Consider the following 9,490-nt stretch of genomic DNA (forward strand, 5'->3'; position numbering starts at 1 on the left):
CGATCAGCGCAAAAAAGCCCGCTGAAGCTCAACACTTCAGCGGGCTTTTTCATTCAATCACCCATCAAGGCGCAAACGGCATCACCCGCTTGTGGTGCGTCTTGTTGTAGGTGTCGACGATGATCTTGAACGCTTCTTCGCGCACCGGGTTGCCATGCAGGAAGGCATCGATCTCGGCATAGGTCACGCCGTGGGAGGCTTCGTCCGGTTTGCCCGGTGACAGGTCTTCGAGGTCGGCGGTCGGGACTTTTTCCACCAGTGACTCCGGGGCGCCGAAGCTGCGGGCAATCGCCCGGACCTGGTTTTTCACCAACCCGCTCAGCGGTGCGAGGTCGCAAGCGCCATCGCCGAACTTGGTGAAGAAGCCCATCACAGCTTCCGCTGCGTGGTCGGTGCCGATCACCAGGCCGTGGGCCGCACCGGCGATGGTGTACTGAGCGACCATGCGCATCCGCGCCTTGGTGTTGCCCAGCACGAAATCCACCGAGACTGCGTGCTTGCCTTCAAAGGCCGCCACTTCATTGGCCAGGGATTTGACCGCCGGGCCGATATTCACGGTATGGCGCTCGTCCGGCTTGATGAAGTCCACCGACGCCTGGGCGTCGTGTTCATCGAACTGGGTTTCGTATGGCAGGCGCACGGCGATGAACTTGTAGTTGCCGTCACCGGTGCGCTGGCGCAGTTCACGCATGGCGCGCTGGGCCAGCAGGCCCGCGGTCAGGGAGTCGACCCCGCCACTGATGCCCAGCACCAGCGTCTTGAGCCCGGAATTGATCAGGCAATCCTGAATGAAGGTGATCCGTCGGGCGACTTCTGCCTCGAGGGCGGCGTCATCGGCGAACGGCGGTTGAACCTTGAGCTGCTCAGCAATCTCACGCTGTACGGCTTGCATGAATTCACTCCTTGCTAGATAGACTGGATAAGGCAGGAACCTGGAAAACGTGTCGCAAATAAGCGACGAAATTCGGGTCTTTACAGTGAGTCTTGCCTGGCTCGTCGGAGATTTTCGCCACCGGCTGGCCGTTGCAGGCGGTCATTTTAAGCACGATGCTCATCGGTTCGACACCCGGAATGTCACAGGTCAGGTTGGTGCCGATGCCGAAGCTCACATTGATCCGACCACGCAGCGCCCGGAATATCTCCAGGGACTTGGGCAGTGTCAGACTGTCGGAGAAGGTCAGCGTCTTGCTCATGGGGTCGATGCCGAGCTTGTGATAGTGGGCGATGGCCTTTTCTGCCCACAGCACCGGGTCGCCCGAATCGTGGCGCAACCCGTCGAACAGTTTGGCGAAGAACAGATCGAAATCGCCGAGGAAGGCATCCATGGTGATGCAGTCGGTCAGCGCGATGCCCAACAGGCCCCTGTATTCGCGGACCCAGCAATCAAGGGCGGCAATCTGGCTGTCGATCAGCCGTGGGCCGAGTTGCTGGTGAGCCATGATCCATTCGTGGGCCATGGTACCCAGCGGTTTCATGTCCAGTTCCCGCGACAGGTGCACGTTGCTGGTGCCGACGAAACGGCCGGGAAAGTCGTGCTTGAGTACATTCACCACTTCTTCCTGCACGCGGTACGAGAAGCGTCGACGCGTGCCGAAATCGGCGACCTGCAGCTCCGACAGTTCGTCGCTGTCGGCGTTGGCCGTCAGCCAGTCGAACTTGCGATACAGCTGCTCGCGTGCCTGTTCGAGAACGATTTCACGGTATCGGTAGCGATTGCGTACTTCGCTGACGATCGCCAGCAAAGGTACTTCGAACAAAATCACATGCAGCCACGGGCCGCGCAGGCGGATGAACAGTTCGCCATTTTCGATGCCGGTGTGGATGTAGCGCAGGTTGAACCGAAACAGCCCGAGAAAGCGCAGGAAGTCTGGCTTCAGGAAGCTGATGCGCTCCAGGAAGCTCAGCTGATCGGCGCTCAGGCTCAATTCCGACAAACGCTCGATCTGGTAACGAATCTCCGCCAGATACGGGCGTAGATCCTCGCTGTTACGGCAACGAAACTCCCATTCGACTTCGACGTTCGGGTAGTTGTGCAGCACCGCCTGCATCATCGTCAGTTTGTAGAAGTCGGTGTCGAGCAGGTTCTGCACGATGCGATCGGCAAACACGCTCTCGCTCATGGGAGGGCTCCAGTCTGTACAGACCACGAATGTGGCCACATGAAACTCAAGAAGAATGTCGAGTGTTCAACATCCACTGATTGAGGAGCGAACATAATGCCAGTCAGGGGTGAGCGATGGCATTTTTCTTTCTGGCAGCTGGATGGCTCGACACTATCAGTTCTGATAGTTGGCGGCTTCGATGGAGGGTCCCATAGTGAAACATTGAATCAGTGGATTCTTCGAGGTACTCGCCCATGCAGGCCAAACACGAAGTTGTTCTCTGCCGCTACCGTTATGACGCACTGGATCGCCTGGTTGAGAGTGGACCTTTTCATCAGTCGCCCATCCAGTGTTTTTTCCAGAGACATCATCTAGCTACGCAAATTCAAGGTCAGGTACAGCGTTCGATTTTCCAGAATGAGGATCAACAGTTGGCGCAGCAGCGACGGCAAGGTGCGGAGATAGAGACTGCATTGCTCGCCACAGATCAACAACGCAGCGTATTGCATACGATTAACTCCAGTCCCGTTGGCTATACAGCCTATGGCTACCGTCCTTCTTCCAGTGCCGTGTTTAGCGTGTTGGGTTTTAACGGAGAACCTTGGGACCCGGTGACAGGGCGTTATTTATTAGGCAACGGCTATCGGGCTTTCAATCCAGTGCTGATGCGGTTCAACTCCCCGGACAGCTGGAGTCCGTTCGGTGAAGGTGGGTTGAATACGTATGGGTACTGTTTGGGTGACCCGATTAATCGACGAGATCCGACAGGGCACAGCGTACTTAAGTTGTGGATGATGTTTAGAGAGAGGACGGCCAGCCCCTTAGGAAGTCTCCGGTTGTTTACCGGAACGCCACATGTGCTGGATACAATCGCTGGAAATTTATCTGGCCGCGATCTTTGGAATTTTTCCAGAGCATCAACAGTAACCCAGTCAATCGCCCAAAAATTTATAGAGCCGCTGGGGGATTTGACCCCGTTAAAGGGCAAGCCCCTTCAGACCGTTGCTGGTTTTCTTGCTGGCGATGATCTGGTCAATTTTTCTCTCGCCTCAAAGGAAATGCAAAAAACGGCAAGAGGTATTCAGCAGCCACCGCTTTGGCCTGATCGTGATACAGGTCATCTGTCCGTTAGAGATTTGCAGATGCTGCGCAGGACGGCGCTTGGTGAGATGCCCGGTCATTTTCCGAGTGAGGTGCTTCAGGATAAGCACTTATTAGGCGTTTCCAGGATGCAGTTTCATGGAAACAATCCACAACTTGAAGCACTAAGGTATGAAGAGAAATTGATAAGGAAAAGAATGAAGTATGAAGAGTCTTTTAACCAGCGAGAACGTATAAGGCAGGGGCTTTAGCCCCAGGACGGGGCCAATTTAGTGAGGCGTCAGGTGGCAGCTTGTTACACGTCGGGGCTATCAACCTGCTCGAGCATCCACTTCACGAAATCCCGAACCTTGGGCACTTCCGCCGAGTGTTCCGGATACGCCAGGTAATAGGCGTCGGTGCTGGGCATTGCATGCTGCCATGGAATGACCAGCTTGCCGTCTGCCAGTTCCTCTTCCACCAGAAAGCGCGGCAGCAATGCGACGCCACAGCCGACTTGAGCGGCGCGGATGCACATATAAAAGGTTTCGAAGCGCGGGCCGTGGTAGCTGTGTTCGGTGTGGTAGCCCTGACTGTCGAACCAGTCATGCCACGCCTGAGGCCTGGAGGCGTTTTGCAGCAGGACCAGGTCGGTGAGTTGCGTCGGGTCGGTAAACGGTACCTCCGGCAGGCTGCCGGGAGCACACACAGGCACCAACTCTTCGCTGAACAGCTTCAGGCATTCGGTACCGGGGCGTGACCCCTGGCCGAAGTAGAACGCCAGATCGCTGCGACCCTGCAGCAAGTCGTCGGCTTCCTGTTCGTTGCACAGGTCCAGATGGATCGACGGATGACGCAGCCGCCAGCCTTTGAGGCGTGGGACCAGCCAGCGCGCGCCGAAGGTCGACGGTGTCGAGACGCGCAGGACTTCGGTTTCGCCGCCGTAGGAACGCAAGTAATGCGTCGACATCTCGACCTGCGTGAGGATTTTCCGTACTTCCACCAGATACAGATCGCCCGCCGGGGTCATTTGCAGACGCCGACGCACCCGGCGAAACAACAGGTGCTGCAATAGCTCTTCCAGTTGTGCCACCTGCTTGCTGACGGCGCTCTGGGTCAGGTTCAATTCTTCGGCAGCCCGGGTAAAGCTCAAATGCCGGGTCACGGCTTCGAAACACTGCAGGGCAGCGATCGATGGCAAATAGCGTTTGTTCAGCATGGGCGGTCCTTTTGTTCTTGTTTCTTTATTGCCAGCAATGCACAGCATGAATAAACGGAATGATATCTCTCTTAATGGTCGTTTGTTGAGTAACCTGCGTGGCGCTAAAACTACAGGTCTGATCAGTCGTGTTGCTGCGACTGCACCCGTTCCGTTTTTTGCTTGAGGAGTGACCCATGGTTGCCGCATTGCTTGATCGTCTTGGTGTAAACCCGGCCCTGTACCAGAACGGCAAAGTGCCTGTGCATTCGCCCATCGACGGCAGTCGCATCGCCGCCGTGAACTGGGAAGGCGCCGCTGAAGTCGAGCAGCACATCAGTCGCGCAGATCATGCGTTCGAGCTGTGGCGCAAGGTGCCGGCGCCGCGCCGTGGCGAGCTGGTGCGTCAACTGGGCGACATCCTGCGTGAGTACAAGGCCGATCTCGGCGAGCTGGTGTCGTGGGAAGCGGGCAAGATCACCCAGGAAGGTCTGGGCGAGGTTCAGGAGATGATCGACATCTGCGATTTCGCCGTCGGTCTGTCCCGTCAGTTGTACGGCTTGACCATCGCTTCCGAGCGTCCTGGCCACCACATGCGCGAAACCTGGCATCCGCTGGGCGTGGTTGGCGTGATCAGTGCGTTCAACTTCCCGGTCGCGGTCTGGGCCTGGAACGCCACGCTGGCGCTGGTCTGCGGTAACCCGGTGATCTGGAAACCGTCGGAGAAAACCCCGCTGACTGCACTGGCCTGCCAGGCGCTGTTCGATCGCGTGCTGAAGAACTTCAGCGACGCACCGCCGCACCTGAGCCAGGTCATCATCGGCGGTCGTGACGCCGGCGAAGCCCTGGTCGACGACCCGCGTGTCGCGCTGGTCAGCGCCACCGGCAGCACCCGCATGGGTCGCGAAGTGGCGCCGAAAATCGCCGCACGCTTCGCTCGCAGTATTCTCGAGTTGGGTGGCAACAACGCGATGATCCTGGGCCCAAGCGCCGACCTGGACATGGCCGTTCGTGCGATTCTGTTCAGCGCCGTCGGCACCGCCGGCCAGCGTTGCACCACCTTGCGTCGCCTGATTGCCCATGAGTCAGTCAAAGAAGAAATCGTCACTCGCCTGAAAGCCGCTTACTCCAAAGTGCGCATCGGCCATCCGCTGGAAGGCAACCTGATCGGCCCGCTGATCGACAAGCAAAGCTTCGAGAACATGCAGGACGCGCTTGAGCAGGCCTTGAGCGAAGGCGGCAAGGTGTTCGGCGGCAAGCGTCAACTGCAAGACAAGTTCCCGAATGCCTACTACGTATCGCCAGCCATCGTCGAAATGCCGGAACAGAGTGACGTGGTCTGCCACGAAACCTTCGCGCCGATTCTGTACGTGGTCGGTTACAGCGACTTCAACGAAGCCCTGCGTCTGAACAACGCCGTGCCGCAAGGCCTGTCCTCGTGCATCTTCACCACCGATGTGCGTGAAGCCGAGCAGTTCATGTCGGCGGTAGGCAGTGACTGCGGCATTGCCAACGTCAACATCGGCCCGAGCGGTGCGGAAATCGGCGGCGCGTTCGGTGGCGAGAAAGAAACCGGCGGCGGCCGTGAGTCGGGCTCCGATGCATGGCGCGGCTACATGCGTCGTCAAACCAACACCGTGAACTACTCGCTGGAGTTGCCGTTGGCCCAGGGCATCACGTTCGATTAAATACAACTTTTGAACCCATGAAGATCACTGTGGGAGCGGGCTTGCCCGCGATGGCAATCGGTCAGTCACCTGGATGTTGAAGGTGCTGACGCTATCGCGGGCAAGCCCGCTCCCACAGGTAAATGGTGTGTTAGTTAGGTTTCTGTTGGAGTCTGGCAATGCCGTTACGCGAAGAGTGTCTGTGGGAAAAACTGACGCCGCAAAGGCCCGACAACGCGGCGCTCAAGGGGGAAGTGAAGGTCGATGTCTGCGTCATCGGCGCCGGGTTTACCGGTTTGTCGGCGGCGGTGCATCTGCTGGAACAGGGCAAGACCGTTTGCGTGCTGGAAGCCCATCGCGCCGGGCATGGCGGCTCGGGGCGCAACGTCGGGCTGGTCAATGCGGGCATGTGGATTCCCCCGGACGAGATTGAAGCCGGGTTTGGCACTGAGGTCGGCAGCCAGCTCAACCGCATGCTCGGTGCGGCCCCGTCCCTGGTGTTCAGCCTTGTGGATAAATACAACATCGATTGCCAGTTGCGCCGCGAAGGCACGCTGCACATGGCGCACAACGCCCGTGGCGAAGCCGACTTGCGCAGTCGTGAAGAACAATGGAAACGTCGCGGTGCACCGGTGGAATTGCTCACCGGTCAAGCGTGCGAACAAGCCACCGGCACCAAAAAAATTGCCGCTGCGCTGCTCGATCGGCGTGCCGGCACGCTTAACCCGATGGCCTATACCACGGGGCTGGCCAAGGCGGCCATCAGTCTGGGCGGTCAGTTGTTCGATCATTCACCCGTCAGCCGACTCGAACGTCAGGGGCAGCGCTGGTCGGTGCAGACTGCACAGGGTTCGGTGCTGGCCGAGCAAGTGGTGATCGCCTCCAATGCCTATACCGAAGGCGACTGGACTGAGTTGCGGCGTAACTTTTTCCCCGGTTACTACTATCAGGTGGCTTCGGTGCCGCTGACCGAAGACGCCGCTCAGCAAATCTTGCCCGGTGGCCAGGGTTCCTGGGACACCCGGCAAGTGCTCAGCAGCATTCGTCGTGACAAGGACGGTCGCCTGCTGCTGGGCAGTCTGGGCAATGGCAATCAGAAGCCGACCTGGTTTCTCAAAGCCTGGGCCGACCGGGTGCAGCAGCATTATTTTCCTTACCTCAAACCGGTCGAATGGGAATGTACCTGGACCGGATGCATCGCTTTTACTCCCGATCATCTGATGCGCCTGTTCGAACCGGCGCCCGGTTTAGTGGCAGTCACCGGTTACAACGGTCGTGGCGTGACTACCGGAACGGTGGTGGGCAAAGCATTTGCCGATTACCTGTGTAACGGAAATCCTCAAGCGCTGCCGATTCCCTTCGCGCCCATGCAGCCATTGGCCGGGGTGGGGTTGCGCAGTTGCCTGTACGAGGCGGGGTTTTCGCTGTATCACGCGGGCCAGTGCCTGCGGATCGTGATCTGAATGTGGATTTTTGCAGGGCAAAGCGGCGCTTTTTCGATCTGCAGCTAGCCTGTAGTGGTGCGGGTTGTAGCAGTCCCGCACCAGCAGTGTGCACTTCGGTGACGCACGTTGTTACAGGCTGGTTGCACGTCGTTTAAAGCCGCGGTTGCAATGATGGCGCAGGCGGGTTGCGCCTCAAATAAAAAATGGTTTTACCTTCCGCGGTTTAGACGGTTGCACGCCCAATGAAAATGGGCTCGAAACAGTCGAAAAAACAATAAGGCAGCGACTTTTTTCAGAATAAAAAACCGATGGCACGGCCCTTGCTCTGAGCATTCAGTGAAGTTGTAGTGCCAATTAAAAAAACCAAGGAGCATCACCTCATGTCCCAGACGTTTTACAAGAAAGGCTTTCTGGCCCTCGCAGTGGCAACTGCGCTGGGTGTTTCTGCGTTTGCTCAGGCTGACATCAAGATCGGCGTAGCGGGACCAATGACCGGTGCCAACGCGGCATTTGGCGAACAGTACATGAAGGGTGCACAGGCGGCGGCCGATGCGGTCAACGCGGCGGGCGGGGTTAACGGGGAAAAAATCGTACTGGTCAAGGGCGATGACGCCTGCGAACCGAAACAGGCTGTGACGGTCGCCAAAGACCTGACCAACCAGAAAGTGGCCGGCGTCGTCGGTCACTTCTGCTCCTCGTCGACCATCCCGGCCTCCGAGATCTACGACGAAGCGGGCATCATCGCCATTACTCCAGGCTCCACCAACCCACAGGTTACCGAACGCGGCCTGAGCGCCATGTTCCGTATGTGCGGTCGTGACGACCAGCAGGGCATCGTGGCCGGCGATTACATCGTCGACGTGCTCAAGGGCAAGAAAGTCGTCGTGCTGCACGACAAGGACACCTACGGCCAAGGCCTGGCTGACGCCACCAAGGCTCAACTGGTCAAGCGCGGCGTAACGCCTGTGCTGTACGAAGGCCTGACCCGTGGCGAGAAAGACTTCAGCACCATCGTGACCAAGATCCGTGGCGCTGGCGCTGACGTTGTCTACTTCGGTGGTCTGCACCCGGAAGCCGGCCCTCTGGTTCGTCAACTGCGTGAACAAGGCCTCAAAGACGTCAAGTTCATGTCTGACGACGGTATCGTGACCGACGAACTGGTGACCACCGCTGGCGGTCCGCAATTCGTTGACGGCGTGCTGATGACCTTCGGTGCCGACCCTCGCCTGCTGCCAGACAGCAAGACCGTGGTAGACGCCTTCCGCAAGGCCGGTACCGAGCCTGAAGGCTACACCCTGTACGCCTACGCTTCGGTGCAAACCCTGGCTGCAGCCTTCAACGGCGCCAAGTCCAACAGTGGCGAAAAAGCCGCTGAGTGGCTGAAGAAGAACCCGGTCAAGACCGTCATGGGCGAGAAGACCTGGGACAGCAAGGGCGACCTGAAAGTCTCCGACTACGTTGTTTACCAGTGGGACAAGGACGGCAAATATCACCAACTGGAAAAACAGAAGTAAGGGCTGATTCGATCACCTGAACCCCACAGATCCCTTGTGGGAGCGGGCTTGCCCGCGATGGGCGGACTTGCAAGAGACATTTTTGTCGAATGTTCAACCGCCATCGCTGGCAAGCCAGCTTCCACAGGGACCGTGGTGGTCTGCCTGATCGTGAATGACATTGCTCCGACGTATATCTGTATTTTCCTTAGAGGAACCGCACAGCCACATGTGCAGGTTCTCATTGCGTGAGATTGCGTTATGGATGGTATTTTCCTGCAGCAACTGGTCAACGGCCTGACCCTCGGGTCGGTCTATGGCCTGATCGCCATCGGCTACACAATGGTCTATGGCATCATCGGCATGATCAACTTCGCCCACGGCGAGGTTTACATGATTTCCGCTTACCTGGCGGCAATCAGTCTGGCTCTGCTGGCTTACTTCGGTATCGAATCCTTCCCGCTGCTGATGCTCGGCACGCTGATCTTCACCATCGTCGTCACGG

At 58.1% G+C, this 9,490-nt stretch carries 7 protein-coding genes and 1 pseudogene; 5 read left to right on the forward strand and 3 right to left on the reverse strand.

Going from position 1 to position 9,490, the window contains the following annotated elements; genetic code table 11:
- Nucleotides 1-64: 64 nt before the first annotated feature.
- The gene (gene nadE, locus D8U69_RS20720; RefSeq protein ID WP_130906854.1) at nucleotides 65-892 is read right to left on the reverse strand and encodes an ammonia-dependent NAD(+) synthetase; all 828 of its coding nucleotides are present in this window, start codon (nucleotides 890-892) and stop codon (nucleotides 65-67) included.
- A gap of 4 nt (nucleotides 893-896) precedes the next feature.
- Nucleotides 897-2,120: a nicotinate phosphoribosyltransferase gene (gene pncB, locus D8U69_RS20725; protein WP_130903980.1), complete on the reverse strand. Its 1,224-nt coding sequence runs from the start codon at nucleotides 2,118-2,120 to the stop codon at nucleotides 897-899.
- 236 nt (nucleotides 2,121-2,356) lie between these two features.
- Here pncB and D8U69_RS20730 point away from each other — a divergent pair, with 236 nt between their 5' ends.
- Nucleotides 2,357-3,454, forward strand: coding sequence for an RHS repeat-associated core domain-containing protein (locus D8U69_RS20730; RefSeq protein WP_130906855.1), 1,098 nt, complete (start codon nucleotides 2,357-2,359; stop codon nucleotides 3,452-3,454).
- A gap of 44 nt (nucleotides 3,455-3,498) precedes the next feature.
- Here D8U69_RS20730 and D8U69_RS20735 read toward each other — a convergent pair whose 3' ends face one another.
- Entirely contained in the window at nucleotides 3,499-4,401 is a 903-nt protein-coding gene (locus tag D8U69_RS20735) for a LysR family transcriptional regulator (RefSeq protein ID WP_130906856.1), read from the reverse strand.
- Between the two features lie 176 nt (nucleotides 4,402-4,577).
- On the opposite strand from D8U69_RS20735, the gene D8U69_RS20740 reads away from it, so the two are divergent.
- From D8U69_RS20740 to D8U69_RS20755, 4 genes and pseudogenes are all read left to right on the forward strand, one after another.
- Nucleotides 4,578-6,068, forward strand: coding sequence for an aldehyde dehydrogenase family protein (locus tag D8U69_RS20740; RefSeq protein ID WP_056852395.1), 1,491 nt, complete (start codon nucleotides 4,578-4,580; stop codon nucleotides 6,066-6,068).
- A gap of 158 nt (nucleotides 6,069-6,226) precedes the next feature.
- Entirely contained in the window at nucleotides 6,227-7,510 is a 1,284-nt protein-coding gene (locus tag D8U69_RS20745; RefSeq protein WP_130906857.1) for an FAD-binding oxidoreductase, read from the forward strand.
- Between the two features lie 362 nt (nucleotides 7,511-7,872).
- Nucleotides 7,873-9,006, forward strand: coding sequence for an ABC transporter substrate-binding protein (locus D8U69_RS20750; protein WP_130906858.1), 1,134 nt, complete (start codon nucleotides 7,873-7,875; stop codon nucleotides 9,004-9,006).
- Nucleotides 9,007-9,246: 240 nt separating this feature from the next.
- Nucleotides 9,247-9,490 (forward strand): annotated as a pseudogene (locus tag D8U69_RS20755) (branched-chain amino acid ABC transporter permease LivH); the annotation flags it as partial.

This window comes from Pseudomonas sp. Sample_16 (genome assembly GCF_004307665.1).
Lineage (GTDB): Bacteria > Pseudomonadota > Gammaproteobacteria > Pseudomonadales > Pseudomonadaceae > Aquipseudomonas.

Bases quoted from the DNA above. Each gene is read 5' to 3' on its own strand.
- nadE (WP_130906854.1), bottom strand. From the start codon at position 892: ATGCAAGCCGTACAGCGTGAGATTGCTGAGCAGCTCAAGGTTCAACCG.
- pncB (WP_130903980.1), bottom strand. From the start codon at position 2,120: ATGAGCGAGAGCGTGTTTGCCGATCGCATCGTGCAGAACCTGCTCGAC.
- D8U69_RS20730 (WP_130906855.1), top strand. From the start codon at position 2,357: ATGCAGGCCAAACACGAAGTTGTTCTCTGCCGCTACCGTTATGACGCA.
- D8U69_RS20735 (WP_130906856.1), bottom strand. From the start codon at position 4,401: ATGCTGAACAAACGCTATTTGCCATCGATCGCTGCCCTGCAGTGTTTC.
- D8U69_RS20740 (WP_056852395.1), top strand. From the start codon at position 4,578: ATGGTTGCCGCATTGCTTGATCGTCTTGGTGTAAACCCGGCCCTGTAC.
- D8U69_RS20745 (WP_130906857.1), top strand. From the start codon at position 6,227: ATGCCGTTACGCGAAGAGTGTCTGTGGGAAAAACTGACGCCGCAAAGG.
- D8U69_RS20750 (WP_130906858.1), top strand. From the start codon at position 7,873: ATGTCCCAGACGTTTTACAAGAAAGGCTTTCTGGCCCTCGCAGTGGCA.